The 24485-nt window shown below is 68.6% G+C and carries 26 protein-coding genes; 12 read left to right on the forward strand and 14 right to left on the reverse strand.

The window, feature by feature from the left end:
* The coding region (locus tag VFH59_RS07600) for a pyroglutamyl-peptidase I (RefSeq protein WP_325164280.1) at positions 1–483 on the forward strand (483 nt) is incomplete at its 5' end.
* Between the two features lie 116 nt (positions 484–599).
* Here VFH59_RS07600 and VFH59_RS07605 read toward each other — a convergent pair.
* Positions 600–2426, reverse strand: coding sequence for an aspartyl protease family protein (locus VFH59_RS07605; protein ID WP_325164281.1), 1827 nt, complete (start codon positions 2424–2426; stop codon positions 600–602).
* A gap of 162 nt (positions 2427–2588) precedes the next feature.
* Between VFH59_RS07605 and VFH59_RS07610 the strand changes: the two genes are divergently transcribed.
* The 3 genes from VFH59_RS07610 to VFH59_RS07620 all read left to right on the forward strand — a co-directional run bounded on the left by VFH59_RS07610 (position 2589) and on the right by VFH59_RS07620 (position 5180).
* The gene (locus tag VFH59_RS07610; RefSeq protein WP_325164282.1) at positions 2589–3074 is read left to right on the forward strand and encodes a hypothetical protein; all 486 of its coding nucleotides are present in this window, start codon (positions 2589–2591) and stop codon (positions 3072–3074) included.
* A 79-nt stretch (positions 3075–3153) separates the two neighbouring features.
* Positions 3154–3525, forward strand: a complete 372-nt coding sequence (locus VFH59_RS07615; RefSeq protein WP_325164283.1) for a BlaI/MecI/CopY family transcriptional regulator — start codon at positions 3154–3156, stop codon at positions 3523–3525.
* Positions 3525–5180: a M56 family metallopeptidase gene (locus VFH59_RS07620; RefSeq protein WP_325164284.1), complete on the forward strand. Its 1656-nt coding sequence runs from the start codon at positions 3525–3527 to the stop codon at positions 5178–5180. Before VFH59_RS07615 ends, VFH59_RS07620 begins: the two co-directional genes overlap by 1 nt.
* Before the next feature lie 84 nt (positions 5181–5264).
* Here the strand turns inward: VFH59_RS07620 and VFH59_RS07625 are convergent, their stop codons facing one another.
* From VFH59_RS07625 to VFH59_RS07650, 6 genes are all read right to left on the reverse strand, one after another.
* Positions 5265–5831 carry a cytochrome c gene (locus tag VFH59_RS07625; protein WP_325164285.1) on the reverse strand — a complete coding sequence of 189 codons (567 nt, stop codon included), beginning with the start codon at positions 5829–5831 and terminating at the stop codon, positions 5265–5267.
* A gap of 198 nt (positions 5832–6029) precedes the next feature.
* Positions 6030–6647 carry a cold shock and DUF1294 domain-containing protein gene (locus VFH59_RS07630; RefSeq protein WP_325164286.1) on the reverse strand — a complete coding sequence of 206 codons (618 nt, stop codon included), beginning with the start codon at positions 6645–6647 and terminating at the stop codon, positions 6030–6032.
* 23 nt (positions 6648–6670) lie between these two features.
* Positions 6671–7147, reverse strand: a complete 477-nt coding sequence (locus tag VFH59_RS07635) for an energy transducer TonB (RefSeq protein ID WP_325164287.1) — start codon at positions 7145–7147, stop codon at positions 6671–6673.
* A gap of 90 nt (positions 7148–7237) precedes the next feature.
* On the reverse strand, positions 7238–7537 hold the full coding sequence (locus VFH59_RS07640) for a hypothetical protein (RefSeq protein WP_325164288.1): 300 nt from the start codon (positions 7535–7537) through the stop codon (positions 7238–7240).
* 183 nt (positions 7538–7720) lie between these two features.
* Positions 7721–8482 (reverse strand): ABC transporter permease, encoded by a 762-nt coding sequence (locus VFH59_RS07645; protein ID WP_325164289.1) that lies wholly within the window; start codon positions 8480–8482, stop codon positions 7721–7723.
* Entirely contained in the window at positions 8482–9444 is a 963-nt protein-coding gene (locus VFH59_RS07650; RefSeq protein WP_325164290.1) for an ABC transporter ATP-binding protein, read from the reverse strand. Before VFH59_RS07650 ends, VFH59_RS07645 begins: the two co-directional genes overlap by 1 nt.
* A gap of 271 nt (positions 9445–9715) precedes the next feature.
* On the opposite strand from VFH59_RS07650, the gene VFH59_RS07655 reads away from it, so the two are divergent.
* Positions 9716–10306 (forward strand): NAD(P)H-dependent oxidoreductase, encoded by a 591-nt coding sequence (locus VFH59_RS07655; RefSeq protein WP_325164291.1) that lies wholly within the window; start codon positions 9716–9718, stop codon positions 10304–10306.
* Here the strand turns inward: VFH59_RS07655 and VFH59_RS07660 are convergent.
* Positions 10300–10674 carry a hypothetical protein gene (locus VFH59_RS07660; RefSeq protein ID WP_325164292.1) on the reverse strand — a complete coding sequence of 125 codons (375 nt, stop codon included), beginning with the start codon at positions 10672–10674 and terminating at the stop codon, positions 10300–10302. The genes VFH59_RS07655 and VFH59_RS07660 overlap by 7 nt on opposite strands.
* Positions 10675–10888: 214 nt before the next feature.
* Between VFH59_RS07660 and VFH59_RS07665 the strand changes: the two genes are divergently transcribed.
* Entirely contained in the window at positions 10889–11149 is a 261-nt protein-coding gene (locus tag VFH59_RS07665) for a DUF6289 family protein (protein ID WP_325164293.1), read from the forward strand.
* Positions 11150–11323: 174 nt separating this feature from the next.
* Here VFH59_RS07665 and VFH59_RS07670 read toward each other — a convergent pair whose 3' ends face one another.
* The gene (locus VFH59_RS07670; protein ID WP_325164294.1) at positions 11324–11914 is read right to left on the reverse strand and encodes a DsrE family protein; all 591 of its coding nucleotides are present in this window, start codon (positions 11912–11914) and stop codon (positions 11324–11326) included.
* 283 nt (positions 11915–12197) lie between these two features.
* Between VFH59_RS07670 and VFH59_RS07675 the strand changes: the two genes are divergently transcribed.
* Both VFH59_RS07675 and ppk1 read left to right on the forward strand, forming a co-directional pair.
* A complete protein-coding gene (locus tag VFH59_RS07675; protein WP_325164295.1) occupies positions 12198–12473 on the forward strand; it encodes a hypothetical protein in 276 nt (91 codons plus the stop codon).
* A 172-nt stretch (positions 12474–12645) separates the two neighbouring features.
* Positions 12646–14784 carry a polyphosphate kinase 1 gene (gene ppk1 / locus VFH59_RS07680; protein ID WP_325164296.1) on the forward strand — a complete coding sequence of 713 codons (2139 nt, stop codon included), beginning with the start codon at positions 12646–12648 and terminating at the stop codon, positions 14782–14784.
* A gap of 130 nt (positions 14785–14914) precedes the next feature.
* Here the strand turns inward: ppk1 and VFH59_RS07685 are convergent, their stop codons facing one another.
* Positions 14915–15805: an acyltransferase gene (locus VFH59_RS07685; protein WP_325164297.1), complete on the reverse strand. Its 891-nt coding sequence runs from the start codon at positions 15803–15805 to the stop codon at positions 14915–14917.
* Between the two features lie 410 nt (positions 15806–16215).
* On the opposite strand from VFH59_RS07685, the gene VFH59_RS07690 reads away from it, so the two are divergent.
* Positions 16216–16977: an EAL domain-containing protein gene (locus tag VFH59_RS07690; protein ID WP_325164298.1), complete on the forward strand. Its 762-nt coding sequence runs from the start codon at positions 16216–16218 to the stop codon at positions 16975–16977.
* A gap of 227 nt (positions 16978–17204) precedes the next feature.
* Here VFH59_RS07690 and VFH59_RS07695 read toward each other — a convergent pair whose 3' ends face one another.
* Both VFH59_RS07695 and VFH59_RS07700 read right to left on the reverse strand, forming a co-directional pair.
* Positions 17205–18449, reverse strand: a complete 1245-nt coding sequence (locus VFH59_RS07695) for a hypothetical protein (RefSeq protein ID WP_325164299.1) — start codon at positions 18447–18449, stop codon at positions 17205–17207.
* A 25-nt stretch (positions 18450–18474) separates the two neighbouring features.
* Positions 18475–19404, reverse strand: a complete 930-nt coding sequence (locus VFH59_RS07700) for an N-acetylmuramoyl-L-alanine amidase (RefSeq protein ID WP_325164300.1) — start codon at positions 19402–19404, stop codon at positions 18475–18477.
* Positions 19405–20028: 624 nt separating this feature from the next.
* Between VFH59_RS07700 and VFH59_RS07705 the strand changes: the two genes are divergently transcribed.
* Positions 20029–20223, forward strand: coding sequence for a hypothetical protein (locus VFH59_RS07705; protein WP_325164301.1), 195 nt, complete (start codon positions 20029–20031; stop codon positions 20221–20223).
* 390 nt (positions 20224–20613) lie between these two features.
* On the opposite strand, the gene VFH59_RS07710 is transcribed toward VFH59_RS07705, so the two are convergent.
* Positions 20614–21690, reverse strand: coding sequence for a DUF5694 domain-containing protein (locus tag VFH59_RS07710; protein ID WP_325164302.1), 1077 nt, complete (start codon positions 21688–21690; stop codon positions 20614–20616).
* Positions 21691–22492: 802 nt separating this feature from the next.
* Between VFH59_RS07710 and VFH59_RS07715 the strand changes: the two genes are divergently transcribed.
* Positions 22493–22768 carry a YdeI/OmpD-associated family protein gene (locus tag VFH59_RS07715; protein ID WP_325164303.1) on the forward strand — a complete coding sequence of 92 codons (276 nt, stop codon included), beginning with the start codon at positions 22493–22495 and terminating at the stop codon, positions 22766–22768.
* 187 nt (positions 22769–22955) lie between these two features.
* Here the strand turns inward: VFH59_RS07715 and VFH59_RS07720 are convergent, their stop codons facing one another.
* Positions 22956–23492, reverse strand: a complete 537-nt coding sequence (locus tag VFH59_RS07720; RefSeq protein ID WP_325164304.1) for a GNAT family N-acetyltransferase — start codon at positions 23490–23492, stop codon at positions 22956–22958.
* 209 nt (positions 23493–23701) lie between these two features.
* On the opposite strand from VFH59_RS07720, the gene VFH59_RS07725 reads away from it, so the two are divergent.
* Positions 23702–24485 (forward strand): zinc-binding alcohol dehydrogenase family protein (locus VFH59_RS07725; protein ID WP_325164305.1); only part of this gene is annotated, 784 nt, incomplete at its 3' end.

Raw genomic sequence — 24485 nt, forward strand, 5'->3', positions numbered from 1 at the left:
TTGCGCACGCACGCGCCGCGCGCGGTGATCGCGGTGGGCCAGGCCGGCGGGCGGGCGGAGATCTCGCTGGAACGGGTGGCGATCAACCTGATCGATGCGCGCATCCCGGACAACGCCGGGACCCAGCCGATCGACGAGCCGGTGATCGCCGGCGGGCCCGATGCGTACTTCGCCACGCTGCCGCTGAAGGCGGCGCTGCAGGCACTGCGCGGGGAGGGCATTCCCGCCGCGATCTCGTACAGCGCCGGCACCTACGTCTGCAACCAGGTGTTCTACGCGCTGATGCACGCCCTGCGGAACCGGCCGCAGGTGCCGGGTGGCTTCGTGCACGTGCCCTACCTGCCCGAACAGGCCGCACGACAGCCCGGTGCCGCGGCCTCGATGGCGCTGGAAACCATCGTCGCGGCGCTGCGCACGATCATCGTCCAGACCCTGCGACCGCAGGCCGCGCCAGGACGCTGGTCGGCCGGGCGGGAGAGCTAGTCGCCGGGCGACCGCGGGGCTGCGACCCGGCGCTTCCGCGAATCCCGATGGCCGGGGAAGATCGCCGTTTCGGCCCGAAGGCGCGCCGGGCCACGTGGGTCCGGCAAGCCTGACCCCTATGGCGCCCCGGCCGTCAGCCCATACCTGGCCGCCCGCGTTTCGATCTGCGGATCCAGCCGGCGCGCGGCCGCGAGATCGACCTCGCCCGCTTCCGCCTGCCCGGCGCGGATCTTCGCCAGGCCCAGGCCGTAGCGGGTCCATGCGGAATCCGGTCTCTGCGCGATCGCCTGCCGGTATGCGTCGATCGCCTCGGCGTAATGCCCCAGCCGCAGCTGAACCAGGCCGAGGCTGTCGAGGTAGGCCGGTTCCTTGCCATCGCGCTTGATCGCCTTGCGGCAGTCCTTCAACGCGCCCTCGAGCATCCGGTTGCTGAGGCCTCGCGCCCAGCAGCGCTCGTTGAGCACGGCACCGAGCGTGGCGTCATCGCGGTGCAGGCGGATCCACGGGTCGAGCAGCGGCAACGCCGCGGCGGGCTGGTCGAGCGCGACATAGAGGCCCGCGATCGAACGCGCCTGCTCCGATCCCGCGGGCACCAGGGCGCTTGCGGCCGCCGCATCGGAGGCGGCACCCGCGCGGTCCTTCTGCCGGAAGCGAAGCTGGGCGCGCATCAGCCATGCATCGGCATTCTTCGGATCCAGCTCCAGCGACTTGTCCAGATCGGCGAGGGCGGCCTCAGGGTGCTCGCCGGCCTTCGCACGCGCACGTGCGAGGTAGTAATCGGCATGGTCGGGCGCCCTCCGGATCGCCTCGTCCAGGTCCGCCACGGCAGCCTTCGATTCGCCGCGCGACAGGTGCGCGCGGCCCCGCAAGGCGTAGTCGCCCGCACTCCCGAGTGCCGGCTCGCTGCCTGCGGCCGTGGTCCCGTCACTGCCCGGCGCATCGGCGTAGGTGAACACGCGCCCGCCGTTGTAGGTGAAATAGATCTTCTTCTGGCCATTGGCCACGTACACATGATGGGCAAGCAGAAAATCCACGCCCAGCAACATGTCGGTCCGGTCATCACCCAGCTTCCCGTCGATGACCTGCATCTTGCTGTGCCGGATCGTCTCCGAACCCACCGAGAACGCATCGATGCGGGCCACCCAGGTATCGAGCGCTCTTGCCCCCGAGCCCATGCCCTTTCCGGACGCCGTGACGCCCGACCCGTGCATGTCGATCCCGGCCCGCTCGGCGGCCTTGCGGGTGATCAGCGTCGCAGGCGCTCCGGAGTCGAGCACGGCCAGCACCTTGGTGCCGTTTACCGTCACATCGACGAACGTGCGCCGGTCGTAGGCCTGGCGCGACGGCCGGGTCTCCGCGACCTCGTAGCGCCCGTCCTTCGTCCAGTACGCGAGCGCGGTCCGGTCGCAATGATCGGTTTTGAAGAGCGTCATCTTGCCGTGCGCAAGATCGATCTCCAGGTCGCCGGCATCGAGCAGGTTGGCGCCGAGCAGGCCGTCGCCGGTATCGGTGCCGCCGACGATGAAATCGATGTTCTCGAGCGTTGCGCCGAGGATGCCGAACTTCCGGACCCGCGCCTGCTCGACGTTGGACGTCCCGCCGATGCCACTGATGCGCAGACCGAATGGCGCAGGCGACACCCGTAGCCCCAGCGCCGAGGCCCTGGCCCTCGACATCAGGTTGAAGCTGCCCCCGGTGTCGAGGATGAACCGCGTGTCCCGGCCATCGATACTGACCGTGGTGGTCGCCCTTTCGCCGATCATGGAGACCGGCAAGGTCCCGTAGCTGGTCAGGTGGCAACCGTCCGCCCACGCCTGACTTGCGAGCAACACCGCCAGGCCGACTCCGAACAAACGCAGCATGTCCACGACTCCCTGTGCGTCCCGGCCGGAGTATATGTCCGTTGCGCGGGAGCGCTGCGCGATGGCGGGTGCCGACGGCATCGCTCCCGGCGGGATGGAACCGGCGCGGCCCGGGGGGCTTCACTGCTTACGAAAACAGATGTACGAAAACCTTCGTTGACAACCGTTTTTGGGCGGGACTAGTATCGCCAGGCCCGTCGAGAGCGCCGCCATCCTGGCGGCGGCGGGGCCTGGGGAGGTCGCATGCAGTTGCGGAAATGGATGGTGGGGGCAATGGTTCTGGTCGGGTTCTGCCAGGGGGGCATCGCCCATGCCAAGGACAAGCCGATCGTCAAGGCGGAGACCAAGGCCGATTTCACCGCCGTGGTGGCCGCGGTACATCAGGAGATGGTGCCGGGCGGCCGCTTTGAGTTCGTCGACAGCAAGGAACGCGAAACGGTCGACAATCGCCTCGATGAAATGATGTCCCTGTTCAATACCTACGGGACGGTCGACCAGATGAACGAGGCGGCCAAGATCAAGCTCTACAACGACCAGGAAGAGGTCAACGAGATCCTGCGGCACCGTGACGGCAATCGACGCATCTGCGAATCGGTCGCGCCGGTCGGATCGCACATCCGCAAGACCATGTGCACGACCTACCGCGACCAGGAGCTCCAGCGCCGCCAGACGCAACAGTTCCTGGACGACACGCGGCGGAACAATCCCCAGCTCAGGGGTGGTCACTGACGCCTGACCATCCGCATACTGCGGATGGTCAGTTGATCGATCATCGAGGGCATTCGCGTTGAAGACCGGCTCTCCCCCGTTGCCAAGGCCGACCGAGGCCGAGCTCGAGATCCTCCGGGTGCTCTGGGAGCGCCAGGCGTGCACGGTACGCGAGGTGCACGAGGTGCTCCGTGGCGGTCAGGGCGGCTACACCACCGCCCTCAAGCTGCTGCAGGTCATGCACGCCAAGGGACTGGTGTTGCGGGACGATTCGTCGCGCGCCCACGTGTACCGTCCGGCGATCAGCAAGGACCACACGCAGCGGTGGTTCCTGCGCGACTTGGCCCGGCGGCTCTTCGATGGCTCTTCGTCCCAGCTGGTGATGCAGGCGCTGGGCAGCGACAAGGCCAGCCCCGAGGAACTGAAGGCGATCCGGGACATGCTGGACGAGCTCGACAAGGGGAAATCCTGATGGATGCGGCGCTGGCGGCGGCGAGGCTGATCGGGTGGGCGCTGGTCCACTCCCTGTGGCAGGGGCTGCTGCTCGGCCTGGTCTATGGGACCTGCCGCAGCGTGGTGTCCCGGGGCGAGGCGCGTTATCGCCTCGGTCTGGCGACGATGGGCTCGCTGGTCCTGATGCAGGCGGTGACCCTGGCGATGCTTTGGCGGCAAGTGGCACCGTCGGCGGCCGGCGACACGCTGGCCCCGCTGGTCGCAACGCCTGGCACGGGAGGCAGCCTGGCCGGCCCCGCCCTGGCCGTGCTCTCGCAGGCAAGGGGATTCGACGCCGCCTTGCCCTGGATCACCCTGGCCTGGTCGAGCGGGGTGTTGCTGCTCGCATCACGTGCCGGGCTGCAGTGGCTGGACCTGCGCCGGCTGGTGCAGTCGGCGCAGGCATCGCCCCAGTGGCAGCAGCGCCTCGACCGTCTCGCTGCCGCGTTCGGGCTCGCGGGGCGGGTGAAGGTCCTCTGCAGCGACGCGGTGAGCAGCCCCGTCCTGATCGGCATGCTCCGACCGGTCATCCTGCTGCCGGTCGCGGTGGTGTGCCGGATGCCGGTGGTGCAGCTCGAGCTGGTGCTGGCGCACGAGCTGGCGCACGTCCGGCGCCTGGACCCGCTGATCAACCTGCTGCAGGTCGTCATCGAGACGCTCTACTTCCATCACCCCGTGGTGCGCTGGATCTCCCGCGACGTACGCAACGAACGGGAGGTCTGCAGCGATGCGATGGTCGTGTCCGCCCGCCCGGGCAGCCGTCGCGAGTACATCGAGGCGCTGGCGACCCTGGGCGAGTTGCGGGAACACGGGCCGACCGTCCTCGCCTCCAACGGGGGCCTGCTGCTCGGACGCGTGCGGCTCATCGCGGCTGCCGAAGGCGTGGACGCCGGACATGGATCACCGGCCCGGCTGGCGGCCATGGGCCTGGGCCTGCTGCTGGTGGCGGCCGTGGCGTCGCACGAATGGAACCTGGTCATTCCCGGCATCTGGCAGCCGGACCCCTCGCGACCGACGTGGCTGGCGATCGACCACCCGACGCTTCCGCCGACCTGGCAGCTGCCCGATCTGGCCCCGCGGCGCACCGCGCCCGCCTACCCCCGCCCCGCCACCCGGCCTGACCCGATCCCGGACATCCCCCTGCAGGCCGAGGTAAACCGGCGCGACCTGCTCGACGCCAGCGCCGTCGATGCACCACTGGCGATCCTGCGCCCTGCCGGTCGCGTGTTGCCGCCGGCCCTTGCCGAACGCGTCGACGCCGTGTTCCCCGCAGCCACCACCGCCCCTACGCCCGTGCGCATGCAACCGCCGGTCTATCCCCGGCAGGCACTGGAGGCGGGGATCGAGGGGGCGGTGGTGATCGAGTTCGATCTCGGCCGGCATGGCCGGGTACGGGACATGCGCGTAATCCGCTCCGAGCCCGAAGGCGTGTTCGACCAGGCGGCCCTGACGGCGCTGAGCGGCTGGCGATATGTCCCGCCCGCGGTGCCGACGACGGCTCGCTTCCACCAGACCATCAGTTTCGTCCTGCACGATGCGGCCACCCGCACGGTCGAACCCCGCGCCCCGGGAACCAGGGTGCCCTGCACCATCCCCACGGGCTCCCACGTGTGCCGGCCTCCGATCGGGGCGTGACCGGAGAGCTGACTCCCGGCAAGGGCACACCACGGGAGAGCCGCAGCGCCCACGCACAGGCTCCCCGTTTATCGCTTGGCCCCCTTACTGGCCTTCGCCCTCTTGCGCCCCGCCACCGGCCTCCCGGGAGCGCGCGGCAGGCGAGGCAACCATGGCCCGGTACTGCTGTGCATCCAGCGACGGCAGCTTCTGCAGGAAGGCGACGATGGACCAGAGTTCCTCATCCCCGTCCACCTCGCCCCAGGCAGGCATGGCGGTCATCTTGATGCCGTGCTTGATGACCCAGAACGCCTCCCTGGGTTCCACCCTGTGCCCGGCCAGCCTGGGCGGTTGCGGGTAGAGCGCCGTATGCAGCTCGCCACTTGCCTGGCCGGGTTTCAGGTGGCAGCCGGTGCACATCCTGTCGTAACGGGCGGCTCCCTTGGCGATCACCGCGGGATCGCCAAGGTCGGCCGGCAACTGCACGTCCTCGGCACGGGAGTCGATGGCGCGCTCGCGCAGCGTACGCATCAGGGACAGCACCGGTCGGGTGTGCGGCCGGTCGGCGCCGATGTAGTACGCCCCCGAGTACACGAAGACGATCAGGCCGATGACCAGCACCGCCAGCAGGATCAGTGCGCCGATCAGGTAATGCGCAAGCGCTCGCGCCATGGGGGGACCTCGCGAAACGGGCCAGGCGCATGTACGCCCGGCGTCGATGCCCCCGGTTCCCGGTCACTCAGAGATAACGCGCGAGATGGGCACGCGGGGTGAAACCGGACGCACCCCTCGCATCCGGAGGCCGGGCGTGTCCCCTTTCCCCACCGTTCCACGCCGGTTGCCGGCTGCCTTGCTTCGTGGCTTGTGCCGCTAGCCGTGCCGCAAGGCCTCGAGGAAGGCAGCGCCACGCGCGGACGCCAGCCACGCCACGCCTGCCACGTTGGCGAGTACGGTGAGCCAGAACACGCCTCGGAACGAGGCCTTGCGCGACTTGTGCCGCAGCAGGCGCTGCGCGGCCAGGGCGCCGGGCCAGCCACCTGCAAGGGCAAGCAGGTGCAGGGTCTGCTCGCGGGTACGCCAGCGGCCTTGCCTCGCGGCGGACTTGTCCAGCGCATAGACCACGAACGTCAGCGCACTCACCACGGCGCACGCTGCCGGCACGGCGATGGGCAGCCGCCCGGTCACGACCGCGGCAACCAGCGCCGCCATGAAGCCGGCCGGCAACCAGCCAACGCCCCGGTCGGGCGTTGCCGGCCGGGGAGCCATGCGGGCGGGACGCAGATCCACCCGCCTCACGGCGGCGGCACAAGGGCGACCGCGCGCGTCACGGGCGTGACCATAGGTCACGATCTCGCCAACTGCCGGCCGGGTGCGCCACCCGCTCAGCGCCCGCACGTGCACGAACAGGTCGTCGCCGCTGCCGTGGGGCGTGATGTAGCCGAAGCCCCGCTCATCGTGCCAGCGCGTGATTCGTCCCTGGTAGCGCATCCCCTCCTCCTGGTTGACGTGCCTCACAGGCTGCTCAGCACGTCCTCGATGGGCTTTGTCTGGCACAACGTCTTCGGGAACGGCCCGGGTGCCTTGGGGTTTGGCGCGAACACCACCGGCATCCGCGCATAGCCACTGATCGGCTTGCCGGCCTTGAGGCTCGGATAGAAGTGTTCATCGGCCAACCACCGTACCGCCAGCCGATCCAGCTCGGCGTGGCCGCTGCTGCGATCGATGCAGACCTCGGTCACCCGCCCGCTCACACCGACGAGCGCCATGACAAATGTCGTGCCCTCGAGCGGACGCCCCTGTGCGTCCAGCGGCCATGGATACCCGTGAAACGTCAGCGCCTGCGGCGGCTGGGACGATGGCTGTGGCCGCGCCGCGGCTGGAGAAGCGACCGGTGCCGATGCGCACCCCGCCAACCCCATCAGCCCCGTGGCCAGCCATGCGACAACGGAGACACGGCCGATCCGTGCCGGATAGCTTGAACGATTCATCCCTTCCCCCTCTCCTGCCTGCCCAAGAAGTCGTTCCAGACGAAGCACGGCACCCGTTGCCGCCTGTGGGCCCTGCTCCGCTTCCTGTTTTCAACCCGTGCCTGATCGGTGGCCCAGGGCGAGCACGTACACGACGCATGGCAGCGCCGCAGCCAGCGGCATGGCGTACCACCAGTACGACGAAGCACCGCCACCATGCGCGTGCATGTAGGCCACCACGCCGGCACTCAGCACGCACAGCGCCGGCAGCACGAACATGGACACGTTGAGGACCGCGAGCTGCAGCCTGGCCGGCGGGACCCCACCGGCCGAAAAGACCACCGCCATGAAAAGGAGTCCCGCCAGCAGCAGCTGGCCGAACGTTCCCGCGATTGTCCATCCCATCGACATCGTCGCTTCCTTGAATCGAGCGTGGTCGGTGCTACCGGAAAACCGAGTTCCGTGGTGACGCAGGCCGTGCGGCGGAGAGGGCCGGACAGGCCAGCGCGGATTTTCTCAATATAACCCGGTTTTCCCGCCTCAAGGTATTCGCCGCCCCACTCATACTCCTGGCCGGCCCGCCTTTTCGCACCTTCAGCTCTTGAGCTTGTACCCGGTGCGAAAGATCCACCCGATGGCGGCCAGGCAGGCGACCAGAAAACCGGTAATGGCCGCCAGGCTCGCTCCGACACCCACGTCCGCCAGATCGTAGAAGCTCCAGCGGAAGCCGCTGACCAGGTAGACCACCGGGTTGAGCAGGGTGATCTTCTGCCACAGCGGCGGCAGCATGTGGATCGAATAGAAGCTGCCGCCGAGGAAAGTCAGCGGCGTGATCACCAGCAGCGGGATCACCTGCAGCTTCTCGAAGTTGTCCGCCCAGATGCCGATGATGAAACCGAACAGGCTGAAGGTGATCGCGGTCAGCAGAAGGAAGGCGACCATCAGCAGCGGATGGGCGATGTGGTAGTCGACGAACAGCCGCGCCGTGGCCAGGATGATCACGCCCACGATCACCGACTTGGTCGCCGCCGCGCCGACGTAGCCGGCGACGATCTCCACGAACGAAACCGGCGCCGAGTGGATCTCGTAGATGGTGCCGGTGAACTTGGGGAAGTAGATGCCGAACGAGGCGTTCGACACGCTCTGCATCAGCAACGACAGCATGATCAGGCCCGGAATGATGAAGGCGCCGTAGCTCACCCCCTCCACCGAGGTGATGCGCGAGCCGATGGCGGAGCCGAACACCACGAAGTACAGCGAGGTCGAGAGCACGGGCGAGGCGATCGACTGCATCAGCGTGCGCCGCGTGCGGGCCATCTCGAACTTGTAGATGGCGGCGATGGCGTACCAGTTCATCAGCGGCTCCTCACCAGGTCGACGAAGATCTCTTCCAGCGAGTTCTGGCGCGTGCTGATGTCGCGGAAGCGGATGCCGGCGTCGGCGAGGTCGCCGAGCAGCGCGGTGATGCCGGTGTGCTCGGCCTGCGTGTCGTAGGTATAGGTAAGTTCGGTGCCGTCGGCGGACAGCACCAGCCCGTAGCGCGAGAGCGCCGGCGGCACGGTCCCGAGCGGGTCGTGCAGTTGCAGGGTGAGCTCCTTCTTGCCCAGCTTGTGCATCAGCGTGGCGGTCTGTTCGACCAGGATCAGCTCGCCCTTGTTGATCACGCCCACGCGGTCGGCCATGCCCTCGGCCTCCTCGATGTAGTGCGTGGTCAGGATGATGGTCACGCCGCTGTCGCGCAGGCGCCGCACCAGGTTCCACATGTCGCGGCGCAGCTCGACGTCGACGCCGGCCGTCGGTTCGTCCAGGAACAGCACGTTCGGCTCGTGCGAAAGGGCCTTGGCGATCATCACGCGCCGCTTCATGCCGCCGGAAAGCGTCATGATCTTGTTGTTGCGCTTGTCCCACAGCGACAGGTCGCGCAGCACCTGCTCGATGTGCGCCGGCTTGGGCGGCAGGCCGAACAGGCCACGGCTGAAACTGACCGTGTTCCACACCGTCTCGAAGGCGTCGGTGGTCAGTTCCTGCGGTACCAGCCCGATGCGCGAACGGGTGGCGCGAAACTCGCGTACCACGTCGTGGCCGTCCACGGTGATCGAGCCGTTACCCGGGTTGACGATGCCGCAGATGATGCTGATCAGCGTGGTCTTGCCGGCGCCGTTGGGGCCGAGCAGCGCGAAGATCTCGCCGCGGCGGATGCTCAGGTCGATCGGCTTGAGGGCCCGGAAGCCGGAGGCGTAGGTCTTGTCCAGGCCCCTGACCACGATGACCGGGTCGACGGTGGTGGCCGCGGACGCCTCGGTCTGCAGCAGGGTCATCGGCGGACACCCCGCCGCGTTGCGCAATGCATGCTCATGGCGTTCCTTCTGGGGAGGGGGCACATCGGCCGCGGGCGGAGCGCCCGTCGCCGGGGCATCCTAGCGCGAGCGCGCCGTCCGTGCAGTCGGACATCGGGCCCGCCGGGCGACCGCCCCGCGGGCGCTGCACGCCTGGTGAGGAAGAGCCCGGCTGCCGACGAGAGGAAGCCCGCCCGCGCGCCGGCGTGGTGAGATGATGGGCAACCACCCGCTGACGCCTCGGCGAACCGCCATGTCCGACCGTATCCTCGTGCTGTATGGCTCCTACCGCTCCGATCGCGCGGGCATCCGCCTGGCCGAGTACGTGACGCGCCGGCTCGTCGCGCGCGGCGCCGACGCCGAGCTCGTCGACGCCCGGCGTGTGGGCCTGCCCATGCTCGACCGGATGTACAAGGAATACCCGCCCGGCGAGGCCCCGCCGGCGATGGAAACCCTTGCGCAGCAGATCCGCGCGGCGGACGGCTTCGTGTTCGTCACCGGCGAGTACAACTGGGGCATGCAGCCGGGCCTGAAGAACCTCACCGATCATTTCCTGGAGGAATGGTTCTGGCGCCCGGCCGGCATCGTCAGCTACTCGGCCGGACGGATCGGCGGCGCCCGCGCGAACCTGCTCTGGCACGGCACGCTCTCGGAAATGGGGATGGTGGTCATCTCCAGCACGGTGACCGTGGGCCCCATTGCCCAGACGCTCGACCCCAGCGGCGAGCCCGTGGGCGAGGCGGGCAGGTTCCTGGAGCGGTCGTTTGCCCGTTTCGCCGACGATCTCGACTGGTGGGTCGAGGCAGCCAGGGCGCAACGCCAGCGCAGAGCGCCGCCCTACTGACGTCGATCGCGCGCGCCGGCTTCCGGGCGCCAGCCGGGCGGCTGGTGCGGCCGGTCGAACCTGCCAGGCCCGCTCCTCGCCACGGCGACGGCGTACACGAGGTAGACCGCCATGGCGCCCAGGGGCATGGCATACCACGCGTACGACGAAGCACCACCGCCATGCAGGTGCAGGTACACCACGATGCCGGCACTCAGCACGCAAAGCGCCGGAAGCACGAACACCGACGCGTTGAAGATCGCCAGCTGCAGTCTGCCCAGGACAACCCCGTTGCCTATCCCGGAGGCCGAAAAGACCACCATCATGAAGAGGAAGCCCGCCAGCATCAGCTGCGTGAAGGTTCCCGCAAGCGTCCAGCCCATCGTCATCGTTGCGATCCTCGCGTGGTCATCGTGCCCTCCATGGGTCCCTGCAAGCGCCCGAGGCCCGCTCGCTCCATCGAATACGGGAAGCGCTGCGGCGCCCCTCTTCCCCGCAAAGCATTTCACGAAACGGGCGGGCGCGCGCCTGCTTGACAGTCCCAGCGGCCCGTGCCGCAATCCGGGCGCGGCCGGATGGGCCGCATTTAGGGATGAAATCAGCATGAAGCTCAATCGCACGGTAATCGCGGGTCTCGTGGCCATGTCGGCGCTGACGGTCAGCGCCATCTCGCTTGCGGCCCCTTCCTACGAAATCGAGACCGTCTATTTCTCCGACGCCTCGCACACCAAGATCGTGGGCGAGTACGACCTGTATTGCACCGGCAAGCACACCAGCTGGGGCACCACGTCGGCCTACCGGATCACCGACAAGTCGCCCTGCGGACACGGCGGCTCCTGCTCGCCCATCGGGTGCTCGCAGTAGCACCGAAAGCCTTCCACCGGCAGCCCCGCTGCCACGCGAAAAGCAGGGCCACCGTTCGGTGGCTCTGTTTCGTTGAACCGGAAAACGCGCCGCTCGGCTGCGCCGCATGACGGCTCACCCCGGGGCGAGTGACCCAAGCCCGTCCCGCGGCAGCGCGACCGTCCTTCCGTGCCTTCAGAGCTGCACGTAGCTGTAGCCCTTCTGCCCGTACACCACCATATCGGTCAGTGCCGACAGGGAGACGGTCACGTCCGGCACGACCGCGCTGTCGGGCAGGTTCTCCGTGGCGAGTGCCTGCGCACAGACCAGCAACTCGACGCCGGCCTGCCGCAGGGCATGGATGATCGCCAGGTTCGGGTTCTTCGGCACCTTGGTGAAACGGCGGTAGGTGGCGTCGCTCGCCGCGGCGAGCGAGGCTTCGCCGTCGAGCAGCGCCACGATGTGCACGTGCGAGGACGGCACCTTGGCCACCCCCATCAGGTTGACCAGACGGGCGAGCCGGTCCAGCGCGCGCATGCGCTTGCCCGGCTGCTTCCCGTCGTCGGTCACCCGCACGAAGATGCGGTAGTCGACCGCCGGATCCGGCTGAACCGCCGCATCCGGTCGCGGATGGACCTTGCCGAAACCGGCGATCACCGGCGTAACCCATACCGTCGATGACGACTGCTCGGCCGCCCCCGCCCGTACCGCCTGCCAAGGCAACGCGAGCGCAAACATCCACGCCGCCGCCACCCAAACCCCGAAACCGCTGCCCGTGTTCCCCATGACCACTCCCTCGCGTCTGTCGTGTGGCGGCACGATACGCCCGGGGACGCGGGCCGTCATGGCTCGGCGGCACAGGACGCAGGGAGCCTTCCCGCTCGAACCCTGCTTCGAGGCGCAGCCAGCCATGTCTTTCGCGCCTGTTTCCGCGGCGTCCCGCGCACCACGAGACCGGCAAGCGCGCGAATGCCTCCCCGCCCACGTTTCATGCCCGCATCTTCCGGGCGCAAAGAAGTCGTCATCCGCGGCGGCAACACTGCGCATCCCTCCCCGAAGGTCTCCGGCCGTGACCCAGTACGTCCACCCCTGCGCCCCCGGACTCGCCCGCATCGTGAAGCACGGCCGGGGGTGGCGGGCACTGCTCGATGAGCGCGAGGTGGGGCGCCACGACAGCGTCGAGGCGGCCCTGCTGGACCTCCGTACGCGATGGCCCAAAGCACGCCTGCCGGGATCGGTGCTGCTTTGGCGGCACCTGCCGGAGCCGCGGCAACTCGGCCGTCGCAGGGCGCATGGCAAGGCACCGGGTAACCCGGTTGCCGGGCTGCGGGCTTTCGGCGGTTGATGCCGCGCAAGGCCGCCGTGAGGGCCACTTGCCTTGGACCAGGCAGGCGGAAGGGTGCCCGTCATCCCGTAGGGTCTGCCGGGCGCGGCGCCTCGCCGGTGTAACACCGGTGTAACCACGGGACCCGAGGCTCGGCAGGGATACGCTCCGTACGGCCACACGATCGAGGACCATGAGCCGCGCCACCGATCTCGCTGCGCCGCAGCTGCATGAACCTGCCGAACCCGGACCACCGGACCAGGACCTCACCGACAGCGCGCTGTACATCAACCGCGAACTCTCCCAGCTGCAGTTCAACATCCGTGTGCTCGACCAGGCCCTGGACGCGCGCACGCCGCTGCTGGAGAGGCTGAAGTTCCTGTTGATCTTCTCGCGCAACATGGACGAGTTCTTCGAGATCCGCGTCGCGGGCCTCAAGCGGCAGATCGCCTTCGAGCGCGAGTTCGCCGGCCCGGATGGCCTGGGCCCACGCGCGGTGCTGGAACGGATCAGTGCCCTGGCGCACCACCACATCGAGCGCCAGTACGCCATCCTCAACGAGCGCATCCTGCCGGAGCTGGACGCGAACGGCATCCGCATCCTGCGCAGGGAACACTGGACCTCCAGGCAGCTCCACTGGCTGCGCCACCACTTCCGCCGCGAGGTGGCGCCGCTGGTGACCCCGATCGGGCTGGACCCGACCCATCCTTTCCCGCTGCTGGTCAACAAGAGCCTCAATTTCATCGTGCGCCTCAAAGGCATCGATGCGTTCGGGCGTGACTCCGGCCTGGCGATCGTGCCGGCGCCGCGCGTCCTGCCGCGCCTGATCCGCCTGCCGGACGAGGTGTGCGGCGGGGGCGACAACTACGTCCTGCTTTCCTCGATCATCCATGCCCAGGCCGCCGACCTGTTTCCGGGCATGGAGGTGCTCGGCTGCTACCAGTTCCGCCTCACGCGCAACGCCGACCTGACGATCGACCCGGAAGACGTCGAGGACCTGGCACTCGCGCTGCGGGGCGAGTTGTATTCCCGCCGGTTCGGCGATGCCGTCCGCCTGGAGGTGGCCGACAACTGTCCCGCCGACGTGGTGGCGTTCCTGCTGGGCCGGTTCGGCCTGGCGCATGCCGATCTCTACGAGGTCAACGGCCCGGTCAACCTGGCCCGGCTGTTTGCCCTGGCCACCGACAGTGGCCGACCGGCCCTGCAATTTCCCCCTCTCTCGCCTGCCCTGCCGCGGGCCCTGAAGAAATCGCAGGGCCTGTTCGAGGTGGTGGCGCGGCACGGGCTGTTGTTGCTGCACCCGTACGATTCCTTCGCACCGGTCGTGGACCTGCTGCGGCAGGCGGCCAAGGATGCGGACGTCCTCACGATCAAGCAGACGCTTTACCGCAGTGGCGCCCATTCCGAGATCGTCAGTGCGCTGGTGGATGCCGCACGCGCGGGCAAGGAGGTGACCGTGGTGGTCGAACTGCGGGCGCGCTTCGACGAGGAATCCAACCTCGCGCTGGCCACCCGCCTGCAGACCGCCGGCGCCACCGTGGTCTACGGCGTGGTAGGGGTGAAGACGCACGCGAAGCTGCTGGTGATCCAGCGCCGTGAAGGCAACAAGCTGGTGCGCTACGCCCACATGGGCACGGGCAACTACCACACCGGCAACGCCAGGCTCTACACCGATTACAGCCTGCTCACGTCCGACAAGGCCCTGTGCGAGGACGCACACCAGCTGTTCACCCAGCTGACCGGCATGGGCAAGCTCCTGCCGATGAAAAAGATCCTGCATGCGCCCTTCACCCTGAAGCGCACGCTGCTCACACTGATCGCCGAGGAGGCCCGCCGCGCGGCCGCCGGGGAACCGGCCCGCATCGTCCTGAAGGTGAACGCCCTGACCGACGCCCGGATCATCCGCGCGCTCTATCGCGCCAGTGCGGCGGGCGTCAGCATCGACCTCATCGTGCGGGGCATGTGCTGCCTGCGCCCGGGCGTCCCGGGCTTTTCGGACAACATCCGGGTGCGCTCGGTCATCGGCCGCTTCCTCGAACACAGCCGCATCTACTGGTTTGCCAACGGCGGCGAGGAGATCGTCTACCCGTCCAGTGCCGATCTCATGGAACGCAACCTCGACCGCCGCATCGAGGTGGCGTTTCCCATCGAGATCAAGCGCCACCGGCAGCGCATCCGGCAGCACCTGGAGCTTTACCTTCGCGACAATGCCAGCGCCTCGCTGCTGCAACCCTCGGGCGACTACCTGCGTGTCGTGCCGGAAGGCGGACAGGAGCTGTGCGTCGCGCAGGAACGGATGCAGGAGCACCAAGGTGCCAGGCGCACCGCGTGACGCGCACCGGCTCGCCATCGCCGGTGCCGGATCCCAGGGACATGGGCCATCAAGAGGTGTTCTTCCCAGCCAGCCCCGATCGAGAGCACTCGGTCGGCAGGCGCCAGGCGACAGGCCCTTCGGCTCGGTCCTACATGGCCAGCAATCGCGTGACCTCGGCATCCTTCTCCGCCCATAGCGCATTGATCCACGCCTGGAAGCGCGCGCGAAACGCCGCGTCGTTCTCATAGTCGCCGCGCTGTGCCGGATCGATGGCGCGCTGGCGGACATGCACGCGGATGTCGCGCATGCGGCCGGCGACGAGATCCATCATGGAGCCGGCGCCCTGCGCATAGACGATGGTGACGTCGAGGATGGCGTGCAGGCCCTCGCCCATCGCATCGAGCACGAACGCGACGCCGCCGGCCTTGGGGCGCAACAGGTGGCGGTAGGGCGAACCCTGCGCATCGTGCTTGGCGCGGGTGAAGCGCGTACCCTCGACGAAATTCATCACCGACACGGGCAGGTGGCGGAATTTCGCGCAGGCGCGGCGGGTGGTCTCGCGGTCCTTGCCGGCCAGTTCCGGATGCCGGGCCAGTTGCGCGCGCGAGTGGCGCTTCATGAAGGGAAAATCCAGCGCCCACCAGGCCGGCCCCAACAGCGGCACCCAGATCAGCTGGCTCTTGAGAAAGAAGCGCAGGAAGGGAATGCGGCGATTGAAGATCTTCTGCAGCACCGGGATGTCCACCCAGCTCTGATGATTGCACAGCACCAGGTAGTTGCCGTGGCGTTCCAGGCCCTCCAGCCCCTCGATCCGCCAGCGGGTACGGGTGAACAGGTCGAACAGCGTGCCGTTGACCCCGATCCAGCTCTCCGCGATCGCCACCAGTGCCCGCGACAGCCGCACGCGCGCACCGTGCAGCGGCAGCAGCAACTTCACCAGCGTCAGGGCGAACAGCACCAGCACATGCAGCACCGTGTTGGCGAGGAGCAGGAGCAGGGCGAGCGGGACGCGCAGCAGCGCCGGCAGCGATGCGAACATGGGACGGGCCGTCGTTGGGGAGGCGGCAGCGTAGCGCGCGGGGGCGCGGTCCGCATGACCGGCGTCAGGCGCGCGCTGGCGCACGGCGGTGAACGCGCCCAGGCCGTCGACCCGGCGTGGACCTGCCCCTGCCCGCCGCGTCGCCCCGGCCAGTCTGCAGCCATCGCGCGGGCGTGATGGACCGGGTGGGTCACCCACGGCGGCAAGGCCCCGTCCTCCGCCGTTTTCCCTTGCCGCCCACATCGCCGGAGGCATGCTGAGCGCATCAGTTCCGGGCGGCCGTGCCGATAACGCAGGCGGCAAGCACCCGCCGGCCTGCCCGCGCGGCTGCCGAAGCATTCCGCCGGGGAGCGCCGCGGGCGCGCACCCGCACCGGCACACCGCCCCCGACGCATCGGAGAAGCAGCCCCATGAGCCCATCGTCCGCCTGTGCCGCGTGCCGCGATGGCGACCCGCTGGGCTTCAACTTCAGCATGGCGTTCCAGCCCATCGTGGATACCGACCGCCGCCGGGTGTTCGCCTACGAGGCGCTCGTGCGCGGCACCGATGGCGGCGGCGCGGCCGGCGTGCTGGCGCAGGTGAACGCGGACAATCTCTACCGCTTCGACCAGGCCTGCCGGGTCAAGGCGGTGACGCTCGCCGCACGGCTGGGCATCGACTGCCACCTGAGCATCAACTTCCAGCCCAACGCCGTCTACCAGGCCGCCACTTGCCTGCGGGCGACGCTGGCCACCGCGCGCCGGGTGGGCTTCCCGACCGAGCTGCTGATGTTCGAGATCGTGGAGAACGAGAGGGCACTCGATCACGCCCACCTGGGACACATCGTCGACGAGTACGCCCGCCAGGGCTTCCTGACCGCGTTGGATGACTTCGGCGCCGGCTACTCGGGACTGGCGCTGCTGGCCGACATCCAGCCCGATCTCATCAAGCTGGACATGGCGCTCATCCGCGGCATCGACACCGATCCGGTGCGCCAGACCCTGGTCCGCCACACGCTCGGCATGTGCACGGAACTCGGCATCCGGGTCGTCGCCGAAGGCGTGGAAACCCTGGAGGAATGGCGACGGTTGCAAGCCATGGGCGTGCACCTGTTCCAGGGCTACCTGTTCACCCGGCCCGGATTCGAGCAGTTGCCGGCAGTGCAGTGGCCGGGCGAGAGGGTCGAGGGCTAGTACCGGCGCCCCGGCAACTATCCGGGCAACCGGCACGGCAAGGTGCGCGCGTGCCGTCGAGCATGACCCGGCGCCGACGGCGCCGGTCAGAGCGGAGGTCGCACGGAACCTACACGTCGAAGCCGGGCTCTTGTTGCGAAGCGTCGTCGCTTACGAACCCAGCCCTGGATTCCGATCAGGAAAAGGCCGGCGGCATCGCCGGCCTTTCGATCCCGCGGTGCCGGTCCCTAGCGCGTGGCGGGTACCACGAAGCCGTCCTGGCCTTCGTAGCGGGCGCCACCCTTCGCCTGGAAGCGCAGGGTGCCCTTGGGGTTGGCGGCGGACAGCGCCGCCGTCGGTACGTCGAAGCGGCATTCGAGGTCATCCCGGCCGTCGCCGTCGACGTCGCGCGGCTGCTTGCGGCAGTCGACCAGGGAGGGCTCGGCGCCGGTGCCGCCGAAGGTCAGCGTCGCCTGGTCGACGTCTTCCGGCGCCGCCAGGCCGTCCTGCGACAACACCGCCACCCAGACCTTGCCCTGCTCGTTAGGGTTGAGCTCGTTGGCATCCGACTCCGGCTTGATGTCGATCGCGACCTTGAGCACGTTGCGCACGATCCGCTGCCGCAGCCCGGTGGACGGATCGTAGAGGCTGACCGCGGCGAGTGCCGGCGCCACGTTGATCTCGTCGGTGAAGACGAGCCGCCCGTCGCCGGTCCATACCGGATCGAGCGCACGCACGCTGCCGACGTCCGACAGGCCGCTGCCGTCCGGCTGCACCTTCATGATGGCGTAGCCCTCGGTGGCGTCGCGGTCGGAGGCGAAGGCGATACCCAGCGGCCCCCAGGAGGGGTTCCAGTCATGGAAGCCCCGGTTCGTCAGCGGCTGGGGCACCGCGCCGGGCATCGAGGCGACGATCTGCAGGTTGGCCGTGAAGTCCGACGGGTCGGTCTCCGAGAACACCACCCGGTCGCCCGCGGGCGAAAAGCTGGGATGGTCCTCCTCGCCCGGCAGGCTGGTCAGCCGCTGCGCGTGCTGGCCGTCGGCGTCCATGATCCAGATGTCGTTGGTGCCGCCGGCATTGGAGGTGTAGGCGATCTGGCGGCCGTCGGGCGACCACGCCGCCTGCTTGTTGTCCAGGCCGTGGGTCAGCTGGATCGCGCCCGAGCCATCCGGATGGACCAGCCAGAGGTCGGTGTTGCCGTCGGCGCCGAGCGCCTCGAACGCGATGCGGCTGCCATCGGGTGACCAGGCCGGATCGCCCTCGGACAGCGCGCCGGTCACGATCCGGTGCAGGTCGCTCCCGTCGAGGTTGCACACCCACAGATGCATGGCGTCGCCGGTGCCATCCATGTCCGCTTCGAACACCACCTTGCTGCCGTCAGGCGAGGGCGAGCCGCTCTTGCTCAGCGGGCCGGTCGCATCGTCGGAGGCATGCACCGAGCCGATACAGCAGATCAGGCCGAGCACGGCCGCGGAAAGAAACTTGATAGACATGTTCGCTCCCTGTGTGTGGGCCGGGTCACTGGTTCAAGAAGGCGTCGAGGCCTTGCTTGATGCCCGCCGCAGCCTGTTGGCGTCCGTTGCTTGCATGGATGGTGTCTTCATCCGGCTCGTTCAGCCGTGCCACTTCGACGATCGCCGCGGTCATCCTGGTGACCGTGGGCTTGAGCACCGCCAGCCCCGGCCGGTCTTCCACTCCCGCGTTGGGAAGGCCGATGCTGCCCGACACGGCGGAGGCCAGTTTCGCCGCCAGCGTCTGCGAATCGGACTTCAGGGAGTTGTAGAGCGCGGACGTGCCGCTGCAGTAGTCGAACAGGCTGCAGCCGAATTTCGCCGGCGCATTGAAATGGATGGACACGAACACGTTGGCGCGGGCCTTCTCCGCAATCGCGCCCCGCTCCAGGTAGGTCACGCACATCTGGGGGTTGGTCTTGGTCACCACGACCCGATAGCCCGAGGACCGCAGCATCGGCAGCAGCCTCGCCGCCACATCCACCGTCAGGGCGTCCTCATGCAGCTTGCCGGCCGGCGGCTTGGAGGCCGGGTAGTCGACGTCGCCCACGGCGCCCACGTTTTCGCCGATGGCCCCGCAGCTGTAGCCGTGACCGGGATCGATCGCCACCGTGCGCGCGAACGAGGCGGCCGAGGGGTTGCCCTCCAGGCTGAACCAGCGGAAGCCCCCATTGGCCAGGCCCCCACCGAAGTTGACGACGCCCTGGTTGGGGTTGGCGATGGTGAACGAGGTACCGGGGCCCTCGTAGCCGCCGCCGGGGCCGGCGCCGTCGCCGTCGAAGCCGAAGATGTCCGGCCCGCTGAGCGAGATCCCGTACACGGTGGCGCCGGAATGGTTCACCACGCCGACCAGCACGTCTTCATCCCCGTCGTACGGCGGCACCGACGGGTCCCGCTGGTAGGTGAGCGATCCGTTCGGGTTGATGGTGATCAACACGCCGCAGCTGGGCGACTGCTGGATCGGAGGACAGCTTCCGTTGGCGTGCGCCCTTAGCGGAAGAAGGAAGATCAACGAAAACAGAACCAGGCTGCAAAGCCCTGTATGCGACCGCTTCATGCGAGCTCCTTGTCGAGACGGCGAGTGATGGCACCACGCTGGCGCCATCTCCAAAGACCAATCCATCCTTCGCTTGCGGTGCGATCGAAGACGCGCGGGCCGTTGCTGACGCCGCCTGCGTGCCCCCTCACGGGCGCTCACCCCGCGTTGGCCGCCCTCAACGGCCCCCTGCAACGACGGGGAACGACCGGGGCCGGACCCGTGGCGTGCGCGCCTGCCTGGCACATAGCCCAGGCACCGGCGGAATTTAATGCGCCCGGTCGCGTTTTGTTATGGGAAAAAACCCAAGAGCTCGCCCGCGCCCGCACAAGGAACCGGCCGCGTGGGTGGGCACCCCGGCAGGGTCTGTGTCCACGGGAGGAACGGGTAATACGCTCCGCCCGGCCGTTTCCGGGCTTGAAACCAGCCGGGCGTGACCTCGCAGCCGGCACACCCCTGCCGCGCTTGCTGTCCCCGGGAACGGGCGCGCACCATGGGCGCACCGAATGGCATGGGGCGTTTCCGATGAGCACCCATAGATGCGACCGGTACACCGAACGCGGGCCCTACATCGCGTGGCTGTGCAAGATCGACGATGGCGAATACACGATCACCGTCCAGATTGCCGATCATCCACCGGAGAGCGCCGACGAGTTCTTCCCGACCGAGGAACAGGCCCTGCAGGCGGCCGACGTGCTCGCGCACCGCTTGCAGCAGTAGGCGGCGTGACGCGCGCGGGCCGGCTCCTCGTCGGTGCGGCCGGCGCCGTCGGCACGGTGGTGACGCAACTGGGAGGGAAGCCGGCGCCTACGTCATCGGCGCCGGCAGGGCTGCCGACGGCCGGAAGGCGCTCGACTTCGGTGCCAGGAGTTTGTCGACCTCGACCACGACACCCTGGTTCGATGTGATCGGCGGTGACATCGGGAGGCACTCCGCGGGGCAGGTTGGCACCGGAGGAACACTGGTGTCCATCGTCGGCCCGCCCGAAGCCCGGCCCCGCGATGGCCGGGCGATCGATTTTTTCGTCGAGGCCGAGCGCGGCCAGCCGGGCGAAATCGTCCAGCGCGTGCGCGACGGTCGACTGCCGGAGCGGGTTGGCAGGACTGGAGGCTACTTCGCGGGCCCACCCAACACCTGCTCCACGTTCATCACATCCACGTCTTGCATTTGTCCGAGCAGGCCGTCGAACCAGGGCTTGTGTTCGGAGCCCACGATGGACAACACGCGGGCGCCCGGCCGTTCGACAAAGGCCTCGCGCACGCTCGCCACCATGCGAAGGTTGCGCGTTTCCCAGCCGGCCACGTAGAGCTGGCCATAATGCTGGGGCGAGGTGTCGCGCAAGGCTGCGCCGAAATCGCCTTCGATGACCGTGCGCAGCACCCCGGTCCGGTTGATGTAGCGGTACAACCCGAGCAGGTCGCCGGCATCGATGAGCGCTTTCTCGTGCTCCCGGACCGGCCCCGTCGACTTCCTGGACGTCCCCCATGCACCCTCGAGCGCAGCCGCGTACGCCTTGACGTCATCGACCGGAAAGGCATCGCCGGTGTGGTCGTCCACCGGGTACACGCGCTGCAGCCCGAGCCGTGCGGCCAATCGTGCCGCAATGAGGACATTCTCGTCGTGGTCGGCGGCCAGCGCACGCAGTTGCTTGACCAGCGCGTCGTCCAGGCCCTCGCCTGCGTGGCGGTCGGAAGGTGGGAGCTGCAGCCACTGCACGAGCGCGGACGTACGATCGCCTGCCGCCATGAACAGCGCTGCCAGGTGCCGGCGTTGAGCCGGCGCCGGCTTGGCCGGCCAGTGCTGCAAGGTGTCCTGTACCCGGGCGACCGCCGAAGGAACATCCAGCCCGGTGGCCACCCGGGCATCGTCCGGGGTGCTGCAGAAGTGCCCGAGGCTGTCCGCGTCGTAGAGCGTCGGGTAATGCCGCATCATCTCGCAGCGCTGGCCGGAGATCGCCTCGATCGTGATCACGTCCGGCTTGTACGCGGCCAGCCTGTCCAGCAGCGGGTCCAGCGCGTCAGCGGCGACAGGCTCGGGCAACTGACCCAGATGCACGGTACCCAGTACCAGCACCCTGGCGCGCACCCCGGGCACCTGCCGGTCCAGCCGCGGGAGCGGCACTTGCGCCTGCACAGCCGTCGAGCACACCAGCGCCGACGCCAGCGCCACCATCAACCACTTTGCCATCCTGCCTCTCCCGATCCGTGCGATGAACAGGACCCATGTGTAATGGCAAGGGGCGACACACGCATGCCCCAGTAGTCAGCCCCCGGCAGGATCCACGCGCAGGCCACCCCATCCCAGCCGGCACCACATACGGTGCAGACATCCATCGCCAGGAAGGCCCGGCCCACGCTCGATAGACATGGTGCCGATCACCAGGCAGCAAGCGACACCGGCCGGTTGGCGGCCTGCCCATGCCGCCCTTTCACAAAACCAAGCGCGTGCTCGCTTTGGCTGGCCGCCCTCGCCGACGCCCTCGCTCGCCGCTTGCAGCAGTAGCCAGGCGTGACGCACCACGGGCCGACTCGCGGCCGTCGGGCGGACGGCACGCGCGGCAAGCCGGCATCGGATTATCTTTGCGCCCGGGACAACGGGAGCGGGCCGCTCCGCCCAGCCATCGTCTGGTCGGGATTCGTTCGCCGCTCGTCCTCGTCGAACCCGCCCCCGTCAGCCGCCTCGCACTGGAAACATGGATGAGCGAACCGACACTTACCTTCAGGACCCAAGCTGACTGGGACTCCTGGCTCGAGCTCAACGAAGGCACCGCAACGGGCGTGTGGTTGCGCCTCGCCAAGAAGACTGCCGCACGACCAACGCTCTCCCATGCCGAGGCACTCGAGAGCGCCCTGTGCCACGGCTGGGTCGATGGTCGGAAACAAGCGGAAAGCGAGCACCACTGGCTCCAGCGGTTCACGCCCAGGACGGCCAAAAGCATCTGGTCGAGGATCAACAGGGAAAAAGCCGAGGCGCTGATCTCCGCGGAAGGATGCGCCCGTCCGGACTCCGCGAGATCCACCGGGCGAAGCAGGATGGGCGCTGGGATGCAGCGTACCCATCGGCCAGCAGATCCACCGTCCCCGCCGACTTGCAGCAAGCCCTTGACGCCAACAAGGAGGCCAAGGCGTTCTTTGCGACACTCGACAGTCAGAACCGGTTTTCCATCCTGTTCCGGATCCAGAGCGTCAAGAAGGCGGAGACCCGCGCAAGGAAAATCGCCCAGTACGTCGAAATGCTGGGCAGGGGAGAAAAACTCAAACCCTAGCGTCGGCGGTCAAGCTTTCCGCTCAAGCTGACCGCACCACGACGGCTCCGGCAGGATGCCTGCGGCTGCGGAAAGAGCCGGGCCATCTCACCCCGCCTCCTTGCTCGGCCTGTTCGCCGCCCACCGGATCCATGCCGGCTTATCCGCGGACGTCGCCCGTGCCTTGCACCAAACAGGCGCACAGCCTTCAGCCGAGCGGCTTGCGCCACACCCGGTCGTCGTACACCCGGTCGCCGAGCCGGAACGCGCAGTGCCCGACCTCGGCAAACCCATGCCGCGCGTAGAAGCGCTTGGCGCGCTCGTTGTGGTCGAACACCGTCAGGTAGAGCGATGGCGCACCACGCGCGAGAGCCTCGCCCACCGCCCAGTGCATGAGCGCTTCGGCAAGCCCCTTCCCGTGCCAGGCGGAAAGCACGTAGATCTGCTGCAGCTCCATGGCGCCCGCCTCGCTCGGCATCCCCGCCCACGCGCGGAGCTTGGCGTAGCCGACCGGCACGCCCGCCTGCTCGGCGATGCGCCAACCGATCGTGGGGTCGACGAGGTCACGGGCCATCGTTCCCGAAGGGCCGTAGGCAGCGTCGCAGAATGCATCGAAGTCCGCGCCGGCAAAGCGGGCGCCGAAGGTCTCGGTGAAGATGCGCCGCGCCACCGGTGGCAGCGCGTCCACGTCCGCCGGCGAGGCGTGGCGGAAGGAGACGTCGGCGTGGCAGGTGGGGATATCCATGCGGGAGGCCAAATGGGGTGAAGGTGATTAGGTCAAGGTAGCTGCCCGTGATGCGGCTGACGAGGGAAGCAGATGAGGGCCGGATGCGTGGCCCGGCTCCCGATAATGGAACCTGGCACGGGTCACCGAGGTCGGCTCGGTGCGTTGTCACGTTCGCGCACAGGCAGGCGATAGGATTCGGCCCCATCGAACCCGGGAGCGTCATCGCGATGCGCGCGGTAGGCTATACCGACAACCTTCCCATTGATGACCCGTGCGCACTGGTGGATTTCGACGCGCCCACCCCCGAGCCCGGGCCGCGCGATCTGCTGGTCCGGCCACGCGCGGTGTCGGTCAACCCGGTGGACGTCAAGTTCCGCCGGGGCAGGCCGGCGCCGGCGGGCGCACCCACCATCCTCGGCTGGGATGCCTGCGGCGAGGTCGTCGGCGTGGGCTCCGAAGTCACCGGTTTCGCGCTCGGCGACCAGGTCTGGTACAGCGCGCAGATGGACCGGCCGGGTACGAATGCCGAACTGCACTGCGTCGACGCGCGCATCGCCGCCGCCAAGCCGAAGACCCTGGATCACGCCGCGGCCGCCGCGATGCCGTTGACCAGCGTGACTGCCTGGGAATGCCTGTTCGACCGCCTGGGCTACACCCCGGAACCGAGCGAGTCGAACGCAGCACGCCCCCTGCTGGTGATCAACGGGGCCGGCGGACTGGGCTCGATGGTCCTGCAGCTGGCCCGGCGCGCCGGCATCGACGTGACGGCGACCGCCGGCCGCGAGGAGAGCCGCAGGTGGTGCCGCGACATGGGCGCCTCCAAGGTCATGCCGCACGCCGCCTTGCCGCAGGTGCCGGACAACAGCTTCCCGCGCATCCTCTGCGCACACGATACCGATCGCTACTTCGACAGCATGACGCGGCTGGTCGCCCCCCAGGGCCTGGTCTGCGCCGTGGCCAGCACGCACCAGCCGCATGACCTGCAACCGCTCATGGCCAAGAGCGCAGGCT

The sequence above is a fragment of the Frateuria sp. genome (assembly GCF_035695185.1).
GTDB lineage: Bacteria > Pseudomonadota > Gammaproteobacteria > Xanthomonadales > Rhodanobacteraceae > Frateuria_A.

Bases quoted from the DNA above. Each gene is read 5' to 3' on its own strand.
- VFH59_RS07605 (WP_325164281.1), bottom strand. From the start codon at position 2,426: ATGCCGTCGGCACCCGCCATCGCGCAGCGCTCCCGCGCAACGGACATA.
- VFH59_RS07610 (WP_325164282.1), top strand. From the start codon at position 2,589: ATGCAGTTGCGGAAATGGATGGTGGGGGCAATGGTTCTGGTCGGGTTC.
- VFH59_RS07620 (WP_325164284.1), top strand. From the start codon at position 3,525: ATGGATGCGGCGCTGGCGGCGGCGAGGCTGATCGGGTGGGCGCTGGTC.
- VFH59_RS07625 (WP_325164285.1), bottom strand. From the start codon at position 5,831: ATGGCGCGAGCGCTTGCGCATTACCTGATCGGCGCACTGATCCTGCTG.
- VFH59_RS07630 (WP_325164286.1), bottom strand. From the start codon at position 6,647: ATGCGCTACCAGGGACGAATCACGCGCTGGCACGATGAGCGGGGCTTC.
- VFH59_RS07635 (WP_325164287.1), bottom strand. From the start codon at position 7,147: ATGAATCGTTCAAGCTATCCGGCACGGATCGGCCGTGTCTCCGTTGTC.
- VFH59_RS07640 (WP_325164288.1), bottom strand. From the start codon at position 7,537: ATGTCGATGGGATGGACAATCGCGGGAACGTTCGGCCAGCTGCTGCTG.
- VFH59_RS07645 (WP_325164289.1), bottom strand. From the start codon at position 8,482: ATGAACTGGTACGCCATCGCCGCCATCTACAAGTTCGAGATGGCCCGC.
- VFH59_RS07650 (WP_325164290.1), bottom strand. From the start codon at position 9,444: ATGACCCTGCTGCAGACCGAGGCGTCCGCGGCCACCACCGTCGACCCG.
- VFH59_RS07655 (WP_325164291.1), top strand. From the start codon at position 9,716: ATGTCCGACCGTATCCTCGTGCTGTATGGCTCCTACCGCTCCGATCGC.
- VFH59_RS07660 (WP_325164292.1), bottom strand. From the start codon at position 10,674: ATGACGATGGGCTGGACGCTTGCGGGAACCTTCACGCAGCTGATGCTG.
- VFH59_RS07665 (WP_325164293.1), top strand. From the start codon at position 10,889: ATGAAGCTCAATCGCACGGTAATCGCGGGTCTCGTGGCCATGTCGGCG.
- VFH59_RS07670 (WP_325164294.1), bottom strand. From the start codon at position 11,914: ATGGGGAACACGGGCAGCGGTTTCGGGGTTTGGGTGGCGGCGGCGTGG.
- ppk1 (WP_325164296.1), top strand. From the start codon at position 12,646: ATGAGCCGCGCCACCGATCTCGCTGCGCCGCAGCTGCATGAACCTGCC.
- VFH59_RS07685 (WP_325164297.1), bottom strand. From the start codon at position 15,805: ATGTTCGCATCGCTGCCGGCGCTGCTGCGCGTCCCGCTCGCCCTGCTC.
- VFH59_RS07690 (WP_325164298.1), top strand. From the start codon at position 16,216: ATGAGCCCATCGTCCGCCTGTGCCGCGTGCCGCGATGGCGACCCGCTG.
- VFH59_RS07695 (WP_325164299.1), bottom strand. From the start codon at position 18,449: ATGTCTATCAAGTTTCTTTCCGCGGCCGTGCTCGGCCTGATCTGCTGT.
- VFH59_RS07705 (WP_325164301.1), top strand. From the start codon at position 20,029: ATGAGCACCCATAGATGCGACCGGTACACCGAACGCGGGCCCTACATC.
- VFH59_RS07710 (WP_325164302.1), bottom strand. From the start codon at position 21,690: ATGGCAAAGTGGTTGATGGTGGCGCTGGCGTCGGCGCTGGTGTGCTCG.
- VFH59_RS07715 (WP_325164303.1), top strand. From the start codon at position 22,493: ATGCGCCCGTCCGGACTCCGCGAGATCCACCGGGCGAAGCAGGATGGG.
- VFH59_RS07720 (WP_325164304.1), bottom strand. From the start codon at position 23,492: ATGGATATCCCCACCTGCCACGCCGACGTCTCCTTCCGCCACGCCTCG.